Below are 17,320 nucleotides of genomic sequence, written 5' to 3' on the forward strand. Positions count from 1 at the left end.
AAATTGTGTTATGTATTAAAAGGTTGTGGTATTCAAAGCTTTGTCGATTCGTTGTATTAAATCGCGGTAATGATTTTGGGTCGATTGATCTCCGGTACTTTTTTTAATTCTTAATAACTGAAGTACTTTACTCAATTCTCCTTTTTTATCTGAAGTTACTTCTGTAACTCTTTTTAAGAAAGAATTATTAATGTTTCTCGCCATATGTGCATCGTCTAAAGAACATAAATGAGGCATTTGTAATGTTTCCTGTATTTGGATTGATTTTTTAGCATCCGTTTTTTCAAATAATTTATTTGTCGAAACAATTAAAACATCTACATAATTCTTTTGTGTCATACGCTCCAGAATAGTAAGTGATTTGTTTTGGATAGTTCCTAAAAATACATTCTGATGCATTTTTTTAAACAACTCATTTACGGTAAAAACTTTCTCATTGGTTTTATTTCGCTGGTATAACTCATTTTCTGTCATTCGAAGCAAACGATCATCACTGAATAAACTATAGATAACATCATATTGTAATCCTCTTGACAGTGTGTATGGCGTGTACTCATAAGGCCCAAGAGGAGAATCTTTCAGCGGATTTGTTTTGTCTGTAATGTCATTGAAAAACAACCACTGCGGAATCGTAAGTACATTTTTAGCTAAATAATCGGCAGCTCTTTTTTGTATTGCTGCAGGAACCGGAACATAACTTTGTTTGTTATCGCCGTGAACCGTTGTGTTTAAGTAAATACCGCCAATATTGGTCAATACATGACCATTGTACGTTTGCCATTGTCCGATAGCTTCAATATATAGTTTACCGGTTTCGTAGTAAGACTGATCTTTATCGAACGTCCAGTTTAAGATATTATCTACAACACGTTTTAAGTTTTTCAAACCGTATTCGCTTGCTTTTACAGCATCGTTTCCTAAATCTTCAGACTGTGAACGAGGGTCAATTGTAGCGCCTTGTTGCTCACCATAAAAATAAATCGGGTCGTTTTGATGTTTTGTAATAGCTTCGTTTAGTCTTGCCGTTTCATTTTCGTTTGGACCGTACCATCTATAACCCCATTCGATTGCGTATTTGTCGTACTCACCAATTTTTGGAGTAATTACAGTTACGTTATCTTCAGGCTGTGCTACATAATTATATCGGGCATAATCCATAATAGAAGGAGCAGTGCCGCCCATTTTTGCCGTGAATTCTTTAGAACGTAAAGATTCAACATCATAAGCAAAAGAAGCACCCATGTTGTGTTTTAAACCAAATGTGTGTCCTACTTCGTGAGACGATACAAAACGAATCGCTTCGCCCATGTGTTCATCACTAAACTTGTTTCCTCTTGCTTTTGGGTCGATTGCCCCTGTCTGAATACGCATCCAGCTGTGAAGCGAAGTCATGACATTGTGCCACCAGATAATATCGGCCTCGATAATTTCACCGCTTCTTGGATCAACCACAGATGGTCCCATAGCATTCGCTTTTGGAGATGCAGCATACGTAATAACCGAATAACGTACATCATCAACGTCAAAATCTAAATCTTGTTCAGTAGGTTCTTTTGCTATAATAGCATTTTTAAATCCTGCTTTTTCAAAGGCCACTTGCCAATCGTGAACACCGTCAATGATATATTTTCTCCATTGCTTTGGGGTCGATGGATCAATATAATACACGATTGGCTTTTTAGGGGCTACTAATTCACCTTTCAAATAACGTTCTTCATCTTCTTTCTTTGGTTCTAAACGCCAGCGGGTAATCAATTCTTTTTCAAGCATTGCCTGCTGTGCATCGGCAAAGTACCAATGCTTTTCAGTAAAATAACCAATTCTGTTGTCAGAAAAACGTGGTTTCATTGGAGTTTTATCCAATAAAATAATATTACTTGTCACACCAAGCGTAATCGGTAACGCCGGTCCACCCTCACTGATTGAAGTTGTAAGCTGCGATTTTACAACAATGTTTTTAGGAAAAGATTTTAATGCTTCGATATAGGAAAGTTCAGATTTAACAGAACTGCTAAGACCAATGTTGTTCAAAACATCGTTGAAACTTTTTTGTTTTCCGTCGAAAATCTTGTTTACTTTAATAACCACTGCACTCGAATCGTTGTTTTTGGTTTCAATGTCAAAAACTTCGATTATAGATTCAGAGAAATTATCAATTACAGATGCTGTAATGGCATCTTCTTTAGGAGAAGAAACTTTAGGAACATACGATTTAACCCAAACTTTCTTTGCAATAGTATCTTTATAAAAGGAAATTACTTTGTTTTCGTAATTCATTCCTTTGTTTAATCCGGATTCGTTGATTTGAAAAGGGACCTGTGATAATTTGTTTACAACCAGAAATTCTCTTTTAAACAAACTATCCTGAATTTCAAAATACACATCGGTTTTAACCTGAATGATATTGAATAGTCCTTTTTTAATTGTACCCTTTTTTATAAGGTCACTGTATTTTTTTCCTTTTTTGGAGTCAGTAGAATCTTTTTTTATGAGTTCAGTCTCTGTGTCTTTTTTCTTTTTCTTTTGTGAAAGAACAGTCACAGGAATGAATAATAATAAAATTAATAAACAGAATAATTTTACATGATGCAGGAATGCCTTTTCCCTCATTTGTTGTTAATTTTAGGTTAATTTTAGCGCGAAAATATTTCTTTCGTACTCAAATAAAAAAGGAAAGGGAGTGAATGGCTTATTTTTCGGAGTGAATGGATATTAATGGCAGAATACATACGAAATTGCCCTCTTTTTCTGAGGTTTCAAAATTGGTTCTGGAATAAAATGTATAGACACTTGACAGGTATTTTAAGCCAAAATTAGCGCTGGGTTCTCTGTGAACCTTTTTTTGAAGATTGTTACTAATAATAACCTGATCTTTCTGAATTAAAATATGTGTAGTCAAAGGATTTTCCTGTGTTGCCATGTTATGCTTAATAGCATTTTCGACAACTACCTGAAAAGCCAGATACGGTATAAATTTTCCCAAAGCTGTTTCGTCTTCAATTTTTATAGAAAAAAACAATTCTTCTTTAAAACGGGTTTGTTGTAAAAAGATATATTTTTCGATAAATAATAATTCATCTTTTAACCTTACTATGTTTTTGGCAGGCGGGTCAATTAAGTAGCGGTAAATGCGGGATAAATTCAGAGTGAATTTCTGCGCAGTTTTAACATCGATTACCATTAGCATATATAATGAATTGAGCGAATTAAACAAAAAATGCGGGTTTATTTGCTCTTTTAATTGCTGCAACTGAATCAGCGCTTTTTCTTTTACAATTTTTTCATTTTCAACAAGCAGTCTGTTCTTTTCTTTAATCGCAATTCCTTTTTCTTTGTAGGCACGTCTGTTTGCATACGAGAACAAATAGAAAATCAGCAATAACATTACAGTTGTAATCGAATAAATCCAGGTCGAATATTTTTTTATCGATGTCACATTTTCGTCAACAACATTTTTTGGAAAATTAACACATATAAACCAATGTGAATTTTTAAGGTCTAATTTTTTTGTAAATCGGATAACATCCAGTCCTAAATATTCAGACAACGTAACTCTTTTTACAAAATCCTGCTTTTTAGTAAAAATGGTGTCAATTGATCTGGTAGAAGAAATCTCATAAATATTTTTTCCTATAAAATCAGATTCCGGGTGATAAATACATCTTCCTGATTTATCAAAAATGAAAGCATAATTTGTAGCCGACCTGGACTTGTCTATTTTAGAAAAATAATCGTGAAGTTTTTTTAGGCTGATGTCGTAACCAAAACGGACAGTTGTATGATTTTTAGAAATTAGTTTAAAGTAAATCCGCCAGATCCATTCCTTTCCAAAAGGAACAATTGTACTTATATAGTTTGCATTTTTATGTTGAAGAACAAAATTTTCAGTATCATTAATTTCTGTCTGAGTAGCAGTAGAATCAGTTCCAAACTGAATTTTTTCATCGTTAATCTGAAACCAGTTATTTACGATGAAAGAATTGGTCGTCTGTATCGATGATAAAACCTTTAAGTTAAAAGATAAATTCTCGGGATTACTAATTTTTAAAACATGCTTTATTGGGGTTTCCTGCTCCAACAGTTTTGAAAACTCCTGCGACATGAATTCCTGTTTCTTAATAAAGTTGCGTTGAGCTAGTACCTCATTTGCTTCTTCAGTAAGATCAGTAATTAATTTACTTAAAATGTAAACAGAAGAAACCGTAACTAAAATTGTGAATGCAACGTATATAAAAAATGCTCGTCTGGATGTTATTTTTTTTAATCTAAATTTCAAAAGAAGTATATATAAATAGGAGTTTTAATTAGCAACAGAAAATTGCGAGTCGTACAGGTTTTTATAATAACCATTGGCTTTAGTTAACAACTCCTGATGTGTTCCCTGTTCAACTATCAGGCCTTTGTCCATCACTACAATTTTATCCGCATTAACAATAGTTGCCAATCGATGGGCAATAACAATTGAAGTTCTGCCTTTGGTAATAGTTTCGGTAGCACGCTGGATTAATTCTTCAGAATAGGTGTCAATCGATGAGGTAGCTTCATCCAGAATCAAAATACTCGGATTACTCACATACGAACGTAAAAAAGCAATCAATTGTCGCTGACCGGATGAAAGCATGACACCGCGCTCTTTTACATCAAAATCATAATTATCCGGCAGGCTCATGATAAAATCGTGTACGCCAATTTTTTTAGCAGCATCTATAACCTGCTCACGCGTAATTTCCGGATTATGCAAAGTAATATTATTATAAATAGTATCGGCAAACAAAAATACATCCTGCAAAACTACAGCAATTTGTTTACGTAATGATGCCAGGGTATAATTTTCAATATTTTCCCCATCGATAAAAATCGTTCCGCTATTAATTTCGTAAAAGCGATTCAGTAAGTTTATAATGGTCGATTTTCCGGCTCCCGTTGAACCCACAATAGCGATTGTCTGACCTGAAGCGACAGACAGACTAATACCTTTTATAACTTCTTCTTCGGGAATATAGCTAAAACGAACTTCTTTAAATTCTATGCTTCCATGAAAAACGGGTGCCTCCAGTGTTCCGGTATCCTGAATATGGTCCTGAGTGTCGATAATATCAAAAACACGATTGGCAGCAATCATTCCTAATTGCATCTCATTAAATTTATCCGCAATCTGACGCAGCGGATTAAACAACATTCCGATGAACATAGTGTACGAAAATAAATCTCCAAAAGTCGTAAAGTTATCTCCATTCAAAATTTTAAATCCACCAAAAACCACAACCAATCCTAAAGTGATGGACGAAATAATATCGGCAATCGGGAAGAAGATAGAGTTGTATAAAATCGTTTTTATCCAGGCAACTCGATGTTTATCGTTTATCTCCCTAAAGTTTTCAGCCTCGATTTTTTCACGGTTAAAAAGCTGAACGATTTTCATTCCCGTCACACGTTCCTGAACGAATGAATTCATATTGGCAATCTGTGTACGTACTTCTTCAAAAGCAACCTGCATTTTACGCTGAAAAATTCGGGTAATATACACCAGAATTGGCATGGCAACAACCACAATCCAGGTGAGTTTCCAGTTCATGTAAAACATAAAAATCAGTACAACAAGCATCTTCATCAAATCACTGATAATCATAAACAATCCCTGACTGAAAATACGGGCAATAGATTCAATATCCGAAACAGATCTGGTAACCAATTGTCCAACCGGAACCAAATCAAAATACTTCATCCTGAAGCTTAAGATATGCTTGAAAAGTTTGTTCCGAATATCTTTTACAATATCCTGTCCAAGCCAGTTGGCCCAATAGACAAAATAGAACTGAGAGAAAACTTCCATTAGAAGAACAACGCCCATCAAAATAATATACATCATCAAACCATGTATGTCATGTGTCTTGATATAACCATCAACGGTTTGTTTCAATAAATAGGGGCGAAGTGCAGCAAAAACCGATAAGGATACTGCAAAAAGAATAACGCCGTAATAGCGCCATTTATAAGGTTTTGTATATTTTAAAATCCGTTTGAATAATCCGGTATCAAATGCTTTTGCTTTCATTTATTTTTTTAAGCTTTAAGCTATGAGCTTTAGGCTTTATGCACAAAGTTTATAGCTTAATGCCTATAGCCTGTAGCCTATAGCTATAAATAATCGTAATAAATATCGGTTAAATATAGTCCATGTGCCGGAACCGAAAAACCGGCTTTTTCTCTGCTTTTGCTGGCAATGATATTTTCAAAATCTGCCAGTGTAATTTTATGTAAACCTATATTAATTAAAGTTCCGACAATCGCCCGAACCATATTTCGTAAAAACCGATTTGCCGAAATGGTAAAAATCAGTTTGCTTTTTTCCTGTTTCCAGTACGCCTCAAAAACCGTGCAGTCAAATGTGTTAACATCGGTATTTACTTTCGAAAAACACTGAAAATCGGTATGTTTCAGTAAAATCTGTGCAGCCTCATTCATTAAATCCACATCCAGTTTCTGATTTACATACCAGCTTAATCCCTCTAAAAATGGATTTTTAAGCGTATTGATATGATATTCGTAGGTTCTTTTAGTGGCATCAAATCGGCAATGCGCATCATCATGCAGCAATATAATATCAAAAATTGCAATATCCTTCGGTAAATACGAATTGAGTTTGTGCACCAAAAGAGGAACTTCAATAGGATTTTCAAAATCAAAATGTCCGTACATTTCAGAAGCATGAACTCCCGTATCAGTTCTTCCGGCGCCCATCACATTTATTGTAGAATTCAGTAAAACAGAAAGTGCTTTGTTTAAAGTTTCCTGTACTGAAGGGGCATTGGGCTGAAACTGCCATCCGTGATAATGGGTTCCGTTATAAGCAAATTGAATAAAATATCTCATTTTAAGGTGCAGATGTTCTGAGGTGCAAAGGTACAAAGGTTTTTTTCTTTTTATGGAACAAAGATGAAAAGGTTCAGAGGAGCAAAGGTTTTCCGTTATGCTTATTCTGTAGAGACGCACTGCAGTCCGTCTAACGTGATTGATGAAAAATAGTAATGAAATAAAAAATCTGAAAAACAAAACCTTTATCCCTTTGCTTCTCCGTCGCTTTGAGCCATGTCTAAAAACTGTTAAAACCCAAAATGCAAACCACAGTTGACACAGCAAAAAAAAGTGTCAGAAAATTGAAATTCCAACGTTTTAAAAAGAGTGTTTTTTTAACATTTAGTAGTAAAACCTGTAAAAAGTTAATTTTAAAAATTTTTAATTTTAACAGGAAATATTTCTGTTATGTTTGTAGTCTAAATAACTAATAATCATGAATGAAATTACTTCTTACTGGTGGATAATTTTAATTTTATTTGCCATTGTTTTTTACAAATTTATTTTGCGTGTTTTCTTCGGAATGGTTATCGTTCCAGAAGACAGAATTGGTTTAGTGACCAAAAAATTCGTTCTGTTTGGTACAGACAAATCATTGCCGGATGGGCGTATAATTGCCACAAAAGGCGAAGCGGGTTATCAGGCACAAACATTGGCTCCGGGTTTGTACTGGGGAATGTGGATCTGGCAATATTCAATCGATATGACCGGATTTACACTTATTCCGGAAGGTAAAATCGGATTGGTTTTAAGTAAAGACGGAAAGGAAATTCCAACCGGACGAATCCTTGCCAGAAAAGTAGAAAGTGACAATTTTCAGGATGCTACAGCTTTCCTGAACAATGGAGGTCAAAAAGGGCGTCAGACGGCTTTTATTACTACAGGGTCGTATCGTATTAATACTTTCCTGTTCGAAATTGTAATTGCAGATCAAATCAAGATTTACGAAAACATGATTGGTATCGTAACGGCACTTGATGGAGAGCCGATCCCGCAAGGGCAGATTGCAGGTAAATTTGTCGAAGGACATAATAACTTTCAGGATTTTGATAAGTTTCTTGAACATGGCGGAAATCGTGGTTTACAGCCTCAGGTTATGCTGGCAGGTTCTTATTACATCAATACATGGGGAATTTTAATTGAACAAAACCCAATGACTGATGTGCCGATTGGGTATGTTGGTGTAGTAATTTCGTATATTGGTGAAGATGGTCAGGATGTTACCGGGGACACTTTTAAACACGGAAATATAGTTTCAAAAGGACAGCGAGGTGTCTGGATGGAACCTTTTGGACCGGGAAAATATGCCTTGAATAAATATACCACAAAACTGGAGCCGGTTCCTACTACAAACTTAGTTTTAAACTGGGCAAACGCACGAAGCGAATCGCATGATTTAGACAAGAATCTTTCTACAATTACAGTTCGTTCAAAAGATGGTTTTCCTTTTAATCTGGATGTAGCACAGATTATCCACGTTCCTGCAGCTGAAGCACCAAAAGTAATTGCGCGTTTTGGAAGCATGAATAATCTGGTTTCTCAGGTTTTAGAGCCTACTATTGGTAACTATTTTAGAAACTCGGCTCAGGACAGCGATGTAATTTCCTTCCTGACAACCAGAAAAGAGCGTCAGGAATCTGCTAAAAATCATATAAAATTAGTTCTTGACGAATATAACGTAAATGCAGTTGATACCTTAATTGGTGACATAGTTCCGCCAGATTCGTTGATGAAAACTTTGACGGATAGAAAATTAGCCGAAGAAGAACAAAAGACGTATCAAACCCAAAAAATGGCACAGGAACAGCGCCAGGGTATGGAAAAAGAAACTGCCATTGCAGATATGCAGAAAGAGATTGTTCGTGCTTCTCAGAGTGTTGAAATCGCACAAAGAACTGCCGATGCAACCGTGAAAAAAGCAGAAGGGGATGCAACCAGTTTGAAACTGAATGTAAACGCTGAAGCTGAAGCTACAAAAATGCGTGCAAATGCTGAAGCCGAGGCTACAAAAGCCAGAGCAGGAGCACAGGCCGAAGCAACTAAACTAAATGCCAGTGCAGAAGCCGAAAGAATCTCAAAAACAGGTTTAGCTGAAGCCGAAAAGATTATGGCAATTGGTAAATCAACAGCTGAAGCGTATCAGCTTCAGGTGAGTGCAATGGGTGGAGATAACTTTACCCGTTATAAAGTGACCGAAGAAATTGGTAAAGGAAATATCAAAGTTATTCCGGACGTATTAATTTCCGGAAGCGGAGGATCTGATGGTTCTATCAGCGGTTTATTGGGTTTGAAACTAATGGAAATGATGGATACTAAAGACACGAAAGATCTGAAAGACGTTAAAAAGCCAAAGTCCTAAAAAGCAATAATTTATTTTAGGATATAATGTAGAGATGTAAAGCAGTAAGCCTAACTGAATCGTCCTATAAATATAAAAATCCGATTGTAAAGGCAATCGGATTTTTTTGTTGAATAACATAGTATTGAAAATCTCAGTATCTTAGTACCCCAGAATCTTAGTTTCTCAGAATGAAAAAAATCCTCCTTCTTTCCGATACTCACAGTCATATTGATGATACTATTTTAAAATATGTCGCCCAAGCCGATGAAGTATGGCATGCGGGAGATATTGGTGATTTGCATGTTACAGATACCATAAAAAAAATAAAACCGCTGCGCTGCGTTTATGGTAATATCGATGATGCACAGGCACGGTTAGAATTTCCGCTCCACAATCGTTTTCTCTGCGAAGAAGTTTCGGTTTGGATTACGCACATAGGAGGATATCCCGGAAAATATAATCCTGCTATTAAGGAAGAAATGCAAAACAATCCTCCCAAATTATTCATTTGCGGGCATTCGCATATTTTAAAAGTAATGTTTGACAAAAAAAATAATCTGTTACACATGAATCCGGGAGCAGCTGGAAAAAGTGGTTTTCATCAGGTAAGAACGATGCTGCGCTTTGTAATTGAAGGAGACAAAATAAAAGATCTTGAAATTATAGAGATTGATAAGAGAGTTTAACTCAAAACACTAGTTTTTATTACTAATTAATGGGAATCGTTATTTTAATAGAGGTCCCTTCGTTTATTTTTGATTTTACATTAAAATGCCCATTCAGATTGTTTATTCTGGCTTTTATCTGATTAAGGCCAAATCCTTCAACAAAATTAAAATCCTTAATATCAAAACCTTTTCCGTTATCAGTAATTTTAATAACTAACTCATTAGTGTTTTCTGACAACGAAACTTCAGCCCTGGTGGCATCACTATGTTTGATAATATTATTGAGAAGTTCTGAAATGATAAAATAAAGTCTCGTTTCAAAAGTTTCTGTATATCTTTTTTTGTTTGAAATAGTATTCAGGTATTCAAAGTGTAAATTCGAATTTGAGTATTTTTCACATAAATCGTCCAAAGCATATAACAAACCGAAACGAACCAAAAGTGTAGGCAGGAGATCATGGGACAGATCCCTTACCTTGTCATGTGTTTCGTCCAGGATAAACTTAGTTTTTATGATTTCATCAGGTACAACGCTATTTTGGGATAAAAACACATTTAAGTGCATTCCTGCTGATGATAAGGAGGCACTGATGGTGTCGTGCAAAAACAAGGCAATTTTTTTACGTTCACTTTCCTGTCCGTCTATACTGGCATTAATTATATTTTGGTGTATTTTATTTTGGATATTTTTTATCCTGTTTTTTTGTTTCAGTTTTGTATATTGATAAAAAAAGTAAAAAAGAACCGTTATAATAAGAAATAAAACAACAATTATGGTAAAGATTTTTTTATGACGGGACTGTTCTTCCTGCAATAATTTTTGTTTGTTTTTGTATTCTGTTTCTATTTTATCAACTTCTCGTTTAAATTCGTCTAATTCAAGGTTGACCCCAATCAATTTTGTTTTTTTCTGTTTTGCTAAATCAGTAATTTCATTGGTAAGACGATTAAACTCTAATATGTTTTCATAAGCTTTTTTGTAGTTTTTGTTTTTAAACAAAAAAGTAGCATATTTTTTGTGTGTTATGGATAAATCAAATTTTTCATGATTCTTATTGCCTGATTCAATCCCTTTTAAAAAGTATGAATTTGCTTTTACAGTATCATTTATATGATCATTATATACGCCGTTTAGCATATTTAACGTAACCTCTGTAGATTCATTTCCATATTGTTTAAATTGATTTAGAAATTTTAAATATTGTAATCCACGGTTAAAATTATTAATCTCAAAGTAGGCCCAGGTAATATTAAGTTTTCTAAAATAAATTACAGATGTGTCAGATGAAATATTGCTGTGCTCAAGAGCTTTTTCATAATGGTATATACCTTTGTTGTATTGTTTTCTATCGAAAAAATAAATATTCGCCAGATTGTTGTTAATCTTAGCTTTATATATATTGTTGTCTGTTTTATTAATGTAATATAATGCTTTAATGTAAAAACCTAATGCTTTATCAAGCATGAATAAATCATCAAAATTCGCTCCTATTAAATTGTAACTCCGTCCGATTAAATTATTATCATTGATTTTAATGGCATACTTTAATGCACTTCTCGATTTTGTCAAAGACTTCTCGTAGTTTTTAAGCTTAAAATTTTGGGTAGCATCGTTTAATAAGTTTTCAATACCATCTTTGGATAGCTGTTTATCTTGAGAATAAGTGCTGGTACTGAAACAAACTAGTATAACAATTAATGAAATAACTCGGGTAATATACATTTATGATAGTTTGAAGTGCATTTTTTTTAACATTTGTTCAAATGTAATGATAAATTTATTCTTACTAAAAAAAAGTTGTTTTTGTGTAACTATTTAATATTATATTTGTTATGAAAAGTTTGAATTCACGGCGTTTTTAAACTTTAAAAAATGATTCAGAAGTATTAACTAAATTTAAACCAAAAATTATGTCAAAGAGATTTTTAGAAGTAGACGAAGTAAATGATTCCTTCAAATCAGAAGAAACAATTTTTCTTTTTACAGATGATGATGCTGAGGAAAAAAAGAATACAGAAGAAGAAAATGAAGAAGAAACAAAAATTGATAAAGGAGGAAAAGTTGATGTCTAAAATTATATCAGTTAATGTTCCTGCAAGGTTTTTTTTGAGACCTTGCAGGGATCTTATCCTCAGTATTCATACCTAAAAAGGCTGAGAAAATCTTGCAGGATATCTAATAAATAACAAATTATTGAATAATCGAACTCAGGTCGAAAAGTATTTTTTTTAGTTTGTAAAAATATGAATTCAGATTTTTGACATTTGAACAATATCTGAAGCTGAAAAGAGATTCGTTTAAACATTTAGAGGAACACTAATCATAACAGAAGTTCCTTCATTGATTTTTGATTTAACATCAAATTGACCATTCAAATTATTTATTCTTGCTTTAATTTGATTAAGGCCAAATCCTTCAACAAAATTAAACTTGTTAATATCAAATCCTTTTCCGTTATCAGTAATTTCAATAATCATTTCATTATTGTTCTCAATTAATGAAACCTTAGCTTTACTGGCCTCACTGTGTTTTATGATGTTATTTAAAAGTTCTGAAATGATAAAATAGAGTCTTGTTTCGAATTTTTCAGTATATCTTTTCTTTATTGGGATGGTATTGAGGTATTCAAAATGTAAAGTTGAATTTGAGTATTTTTCACATAAATCATCAAGAGCATATAATAATCCAAAACGTGCCAATAAGGTAGGGATAAGATCATGTGAAAGGTCTCTGACTTTATCATGGGTTTCGTCTAAAATTAATTTTGTTTTAGTAATTTCAGGAGGAAGGCTTGCGTGTTGGGATAAAAAAACATTTAAGTGCATTCCTGCCGATGATAAAGAAGCACTAATGGTGTCATGCAAAAACAAAGCAATCTTTTTTCGTTCATTTTCTTGTCCGTCAATACTGGCATTGATTATATTTTGATGTATTTTATTCTGAATATCCTTAATTCTGTTTTTTTGTTTAAGTTTTGTATTTTGATAAAAAAAGTAAAATAATATAAGACTGATTAGAAACAAGGATAAGATGATAGTGGTCATCTTGTTTTTACGGGCGCTTTCAGAATGAAATAATTTTTCTCTTTTTTTGCTTTCAATCCCCATTTTGTCAATTTCCCGTTTGTATTCATCGATTTCAAGATTAATTCCTGCAATTTTTGCTTTTCTGGCTTTTTCTTCAAGACTGATTTCTTCAGTTATTCGCTGATAAGAACTTAGGTTTTTGTATGCAGTTTCAAAATTTTTATTTTTGAATAAAAATTTTGAATATTCCTGATGTATAAAAGATAAGTCGGTTTTTTCATCATATTTTATGGCATTCCTTATTCCTTTTTTGAAATAGTAATCCGCTTTTAGATTATCTTTTTTGTAAGAATAATACATTCCATTAAGCATGTCAGTAACGGCAATAGTTGTTTTCATGCCGTATTTATTCTTGTACTTATTGATGTAATTTAGGTAAGGATACCCCTCAGCGAAGCGCCCGATGTCAAAATAAGCCCAGGTAATATTAAGTTTGGTAAAAAAAACTTGTGAGGAATCCTTAATTGCTCTGCTGTAGTATAATGATCGTATGTAATAAGAAACTCCTTTTTCGTATTTATTTTTGTCAAAGCAATAAATATTACCAATGTTATTGTAAAGCCAGTTTTGAAGTTCTAAATCATTAGATTTTTCTGCATATATTAGGCTTTTTTGATAATAAAACAAGGCTTTTTCAGGTTCGGATATCCCGTCAAAATTAGCGGCAATTATATTATACGCTTTTCCAATTAAATTGTTATCATGTGATAGAAGTGAATGATTTAAAAGTAATCTGGCTTGTATTAACGATTTTTCGTAATTTTCTTTATGAAGGTTGCCTGTAGCTTCGTTATAAAGTTTTAGTAGTTCAATTTTTGTAAAACTCTTTTTTTGGCTTGTAACAGGAATACAAAAAAGTAATATCAGAAAGGCAGTTATAAAATTGCGAAAAACCAACATATTAAAAAATTAGGGGATAAAAATACTGTTTATAAATTTTAAAATCAAGTTACCAAATAATTTAGTGAATTGCTTTCTGAATAATAAACTGATTTTTATTTTAATCTATAAATTAACCGTGTTTCTGATGAATGTTTTTTGAATTGGATATTGTTATAGCTTAAAGTGAAGGATTGTCTGGGCAAGAAATAATTTAAGACTTAATTAAATTATTTTTGATAGCATATTTAACCAGTCCAATAGTATTTTTTGTCTGTAGCTTTTTCATGATGTTTTTACGATGTGTTTCTACAGTATTGGTGCTGATAAACAATTGTTCACTAATTTCCTTTCCGCTATATTCAAGTGAAATTAGAGTTACAATTTCTAATTCACGTGATGTTAAAATGGAATTTTGAGTGATAAAAGTTTTGTTTAATTTAGGATTGTTTTCTGTAAAAGTGTTGAAGATTTTTTCTCGTACTGAATTGCAAAAATATTCTTCTCCCTGATTAACCACTTCAATGGCTTCAATTATATTTTCACCTGCACATTTTTTTGTAAGATACCCGCTGGCACCTAAATTCATTACCTCTCTGATAATTTTTAAATCATCATAACTGGATAAAATGATAACCTTGCAAGGGTATCCTTTTTGATGAAACTCTTTTAAGACTTCTATACCGTCTTTTTCGGGCATACTCAGATCCAGTACCAGGATGTGTGCATTATTAGCTGTTACTTCATCAAAAATATTCAACCCGTTAGAGGATGAGCCTACAATTTCGAATTCAGAAACAGTACTTAATAAATTTGTCAATCCATCAATAAGTACTAAATGGTCATCAGCTAAGTGTATTTTTATTTTATGTGTCATAAATAAATTGAAATAACAAATGCTAAATTATGAAAATTCTACTTATAATATCGAATTTCTGAAATTTATTTTCTTTGTTTGATAGTAAATGTAGCGAATTTTACACAAAAAAACCCGAATCATACAATTCGGGTTCTCTTCGCGCAATAAACTAAGTTTATAGGTTTATCTCAAACGGTCTACAGATTTTACAAGATCTTCGTCCTTTTTGATGGCCTTATTAGCTAGAACTAATAACACGATAGCAACAATAGGAAGAAACATCCCAATACCTTTCTCAGAAGCAGTAGCTGCTTCTCCAGATAAATTTAGTGAACGGTAAACAAATAATCCTAATAAAATTAAATTTAATATGATGTTCAGTCTGCCCATGACAAACTGATTTTGTCTTTTTTTGTATGATATAATACTGATAATGGTTAACATGGTACTTAGACCTAACAATACAGTATAAACCTGATCCTGCATAAAATAAAACGGTTTCCCATTTATTGTCCAAAGAGGAACAAAAAAAAGCAAAACTCCGGTTACCAAAAAGGTGAGCAGTAAATATATGGTTTGAATTCGTTGTATCATGACCTAAAATTGTTTTACAAAAATATATTTTCTTTTTTATAAATACTATTGTATGATAAAATTTTATTCGTATTATTGCATCATAATACCGTAAGCACTTCATACTGCGGTCAATTCAAAATAATTATCTACCTATTCTTTTTACAGTATTTTCCTTTAAAATAATTAAATTCATAGAACATTCATGTTTGATATTTCTGCATTAAAAGAAATGAAGCTTTCTGAGCTTCAAGAAATAGCTAAGTTAGCTAAAACTATAAAGTTTAATGGTGTCAAAAAAGATACTTTGATCAGTCAGATTTTAGCGCATCAGGAAACGACTTCAGAGCCGCCTGTGCCAGCTGTTGCACATGCAGAAATAGTTGATGAAAAACCAAAGAGAGCAAGAATTGCCCCTGTTAAAAAGGCAGCATCCAGCAAAAATGCTCCTGTTTTAGAGTTTGATAAAGTGGAAGAACCACGGGAGAAGATACAACCTGAGGCTGTTTCAAAACCAAATACTAAAATTCAACCGAAACCAAAAGTTGAGGAAGTTGCTGAAAACAAAGAAGTAGAGAAAAAGGAACCAAAAATCGTTAAGTTTAATAAATCAGCATACGAGAAAAAGGTTGCTTTGCAGAAAGAGAAAGAAACAGTAAAAGAAGAAAGTACTGAAGAAGCGGAAGAAACAGAAATAACTGTTCAGACTTCAACTCCCGAAGCTGAAAAAGCTGAAGGAACTGCTTCGATTAAAAAGATTAATCCTAATCAGAATAAAAAACAAAATCCGAACCAGAACCAGAATCAAAATCAGAACCCGAATCAGAATCCAAATCAAAACGGGAATGGTAATGGGAATAACGGAAACCAGAATCCAAATCATAAAAACAAAAAGAATAATAACTTCAGGGATTCAGACTTTGAATTTGACGGAATTATAGAAAGTGAAGGTGTTCTTGAAATGATGCCCGACGGATATGGATTCTTACGTTCATCAGATTATAATTATCTAGCCTCTCCTGATGATATTTATTTGTCAACTTCGCAAATCAGATTATTTGGTCTTAAAACGGGAGATACCGTAAAGGGAGTTGTTCGTCCTCCAAAAGAAGGCGAGAAATTTTTCCCTTTGGTTCGTGTTCTTAAAATTAATGGTCACGATCCGCAGGTAGTTCGCGACAGAGTTTCGTTTGAACACCTGACACCTGTTTTTCCTTCAGAAAAATTTAAATTAGCCGAAAAAGGCAGTTCTATATCAACCCGAATTATCGATTTATTTTCTCCAATCGGAAAAGGGCAGCGTGGTATGATAGTCGCACAACCGAAAACAGGTAAAACAATGTTACTAAAAGACATTGCCAATGCGATTGCAGCGAATCATCCTGAGGTTTATCTAATCGTTCTTTTGATTGATGAGCGTCCAGAGGAAGTTACGGATATGCAAAGAAGTGTACGTGGAGAAGTTATCGCTTCAACTTTTGACAGAGAACCACAGGAACACGTAAAAATCGCCAATATAGTACTTGAAAAAGCTAAACGTCTGGTAGAATGTGGACACGATGTCGTGATTCTTCTTGATTCTATTACGCGATTGGCAAGAGCTTACAATACTGTTCAGCCGGCTTCTGGTAAGGTTTTGAGTGGAGGTGTTGATGCCAATGCGCTTCAAAAACCAAAACGTTTCTTCGGAGCTGCAAGAAATGTAGAAAACGGGGGGTCGTTGAGTATCATTGCGACAGCATTGACAGAAACCGGTTCTAAAATGGATGAGGTTATCTTTGAAGAATTTAAAGGTACCGGTAACATGGAACTTCAACTGGATCGTAAAATTGCCAACAAACGTATTTTTCCTGCCATTGATCTTACATCATCAAGTACACGTCGCGATGATTTATTATTAGATGAGAAGACATTGCAAAGAATGTGGATTATGCGTAAATACCTGTCTGATATGAATCCGGTAGAATCTATGGATTTTGTAAACGACCGTTTCAAGAAAACCAGAAATAACGAAGAGTTTTTGATTTCTATGAATGATTAGTGAGGTACAAAGGTTCA

12 protein-coding genes are annotated in these 17,320 nt (G+C 33.5%); 4 read left to right on the forward strand and 8 right to left on the reverse strand.

Going from position 1 to position 17,320, the window contains the following annotated elements; all coding sequences use genetic code 11:
* Positions 1 to 15: 15 nt before the first annotated feature.
* From JE46_RS13090 to truA, 4 genes are all read right to left on the reverse strand, one after another.
* Positions 16 to 2,610, reverse strand: coding sequence for a zinc-dependent metalloprotease (locus JE46_RS13090; RefSeq protein WP_031455743.1), 2,595 nt, complete (start codon positions 2,608 to 2,610; stop codon positions 16 to 18).
* A 79-nt stretch (positions 2,611 to 2,689) separates the two neighbouring features.
* Complete coding sequence (locus JE46_RS13095) at positions 2,690 to 4,276, reverse strand: histidine kinase (protein ID WP_031455744.1); 1,587 nt, start codon at positions 4,274 to 4,276, stop codon at positions 2,690 to 2,692.
* A 24-nt stretch (positions 4,277 to 4,300) separates the two neighbouring features.
* Complete coding sequence (locus JE46_RS13100) at positions 4,301 to 6,055, reverse strand: ABC transporter ATP-binding protein (protein WP_031455745.1); 1,755 nt, start codon at positions 6,053 to 6,055, stop codon at positions 4,301 to 4,303.
* An 83-nt stretch (positions 6,056 to 6,138) separates the two neighbouring features.
* Positions 6,139 to 6,873: a tRNA pseudouridine(38-40) synthase TruA gene (gene truA / locus JE46_RS13105; protein ID WP_031455746.1), complete on the reverse strand. Its 735-nt coding sequence runs from the start codon at positions 6,871 to 6,873 to the stop codon at positions 6,139 to 6,141.
* Positions 6,874 to 7,291: 418 nt separating this feature from the next.
* Between truA and JE46_RS13110 the strand changes: the two genes are divergently transcribed.
* Both JE46_RS13110 and JE46_RS13115 read left to right on the forward strand, forming a co-directional pair.
* A complete protein-coding gene (locus JE46_RS13110; RefSeq protein WP_031455747.1) occupies positions 7,292 to 9,214 on the forward strand; it encodes an SPFH domain-containing protein in 1,923 nt (640 codons plus the stop codon).
* Positions 9,215 to 9,384: 170 nt separating this feature from the next.
* The gene (locus JE46_RS13115) at positions 9,385 to 9,882 is read left to right on the forward strand and encodes a metallophosphoesterase family protein (RefSeq protein WP_031455748.1); all 498 of its coding nucleotides are present in this window, start codon (positions 9,385 to 9,387) and stop codon (positions 9,880 to 9,882) included.
* Between the two features lie 22 nt (positions 9,883 to 9,904).
* On the opposite strand, the gene JE46_RS13120 is transcribed toward JE46_RS13115, so the two are convergent.
* Positions 9,905 to 11,587, reverse strand: a complete 1,683-nt coding sequence (locus JE46_RS13120) for a tetratricopeptide repeat-containing sensor histidine kinase (RefSeq protein ID WP_031455749.1) — start codon at positions 11,585 to 11,587, stop codon at positions 9,905 to 9,907.
* A 188-nt stretch (positions 11,588 to 11,775) separates the two neighbouring features.
* On the opposite strand from JE46_RS13120, the gene JE46_RS24050 reads away from it, so the two are divergent.
* A complete protein-coding gene (locus JE46_RS24050) occupies positions 11,776 to 11,937 on the forward strand; it encodes a hypothetical protein (protein WP_157505922.1) in 162 nt (53 codons plus the stop codon).
* A 225-nt stretch (positions 11,938 to 12,162) separates the two neighbouring features.
* On the opposite strand, the gene JE46_RS13125 is transcribed toward JE46_RS24050, so the two are convergent.
* From JE46_RS13125 to JE46_RS13135, 3 genes are all read right to left on the reverse strand, one after another.
* Positions 12,163 to 13,851: a tetratricopeptide repeat-containing sensor histidine kinase gene (locus tag JE46_RS13125; RefSeq protein ID WP_031455750.1), complete on the reverse strand. Its 1,689-nt coding sequence runs from the start codon at positions 13,849 to 13,851 to the stop codon at positions 12,163 to 12,165.
* A gap of 193 nt (positions 13,852 to 14,044) precedes the next feature.
* The gene (locus tag JE46_RS13130) at positions 14,045 to 14,707 is read right to left on the reverse strand and encodes a response regulator (protein WP_031455751.1); all 663 of its coding nucleotides are present in this window, start codon (positions 14,705 to 14,707) and stop codon (positions 14,045 to 14,047) included.
* Between the two features lie 165 nt (positions 14,708 to 14,872).
* A complete protein-coding gene (locus tag JE46_RS13135; RefSeq protein WP_031455752.1) occupies positions 14,873 to 15,283 on the reverse strand; it encodes a DUF4293 domain-containing protein in 411 nt (136 codons plus the stop codon).
* A gap of 184 nt (positions 15,284 to 15,467) precedes the next feature.
* On the opposite strand from JE46_RS13135, the gene rho reads away from it, so the two are divergent.
* Positions 15,468 to 17,303 carry a transcription termination factor Rho gene (rho, locus tag JE46_RS13140; protein WP_031455753.1) on the forward strand — a complete coding sequence of 612 codons (1,836 nt, stop codon included), beginning with the start codon at positions 15,468 to 15,470 and terminating at the stop codon, positions 17,301 to 17,303.
* Positions 17,304 to 17,320: the final 17 nt, after the last annotated feature.

It is taken from the genome of Flavobacterium chungangense LMG 26729, from assembly GCF_000735715.2.
In the GTDB taxonomy this organism is placed as follows: Bacteria; Bacteroidota; Bacteroidia; order Flavobacteriales; family Flavobacteriaceae; genus Flavobacterium; species Flavobacterium chungangense.

Excerpts from the sequence above, each read along its gene's own strand:
- JE46_RS24050 (WP_157505922.1), top strand. The coding sequence starts at position 11,776 with ATGTCAAAGAGATTTTTAGAAGTAGACGAAGTAAATGATTCCTTCAAA.
- rho (WP_031455753.1), top strand. The coding sequence starts at position 15,468 with ATGTTTGATATTTCTGCATTAAAAGAAATGAAGCTTTCTGAGCTTCAA.
- JE46_RS13100 (WP_031455745.1), bottom strand. The coding sequence starts at position 6,055 with ATGAAAGCAAAAGCATTTGATACCGGATTATTCAAACGGATTTTAAAA.
- JE46_RS13125 (WP_031455750.1), bottom strand. The coding sequence starts at position 13,851 with ATGTTGGTTTTTCGCAATTTTATAACTGCCTTTCTGATATTACTTTTT.
- JE46_RS13110 (WP_031455747.1), top strand. The coding sequence starts at position 7,292 with ATGAATGAAATTACTTCTTACTGGTGGATAATTTTAATTTTATTTGCC.
- JE46_RS13135 (WP_031455752.1), bottom strand. The coding sequence starts at position 15,283 with ATGATACAACGAATTCAAACCATATATTTACTGCTCACCTTTTTGGTA.
- JE46_RS13115 (WP_031455748.1), top strand. The coding sequence starts at position 9,385 with ATGAAAAAAATCCTCCTTCTTTCCGATACTCACAGTCATATTGATGAT.
- JE46_RS13130 (WP_031455751.1), bottom strand. The coding sequence starts at position 14,707 with ATGACACATAAAATAAAAATACACTTAGCTGATGACCATTTAGTACTT.
- truA (WP_031455746.1), bottom strand. The coding sequence starts at position 6,873 with ATGAGATATTTTATTCAATTTGCTTATAACGGAACCCATTATCACGGA.
- JE46_RS13120 (WP_031455749.1), bottom strand. The coding sequence starts at position 11,587 with ATGTATATTACCCGAGTTATTTCATTAATTGTTATACTAGTTTGTTTC.
- JE46_RS13090 (WP_031455743.1), bottom strand. The coding sequence starts at position 2,610 with ATGAGGGAAAAGGCATTCCTGCATCATGTAAAATTATTCTGTTTATTA.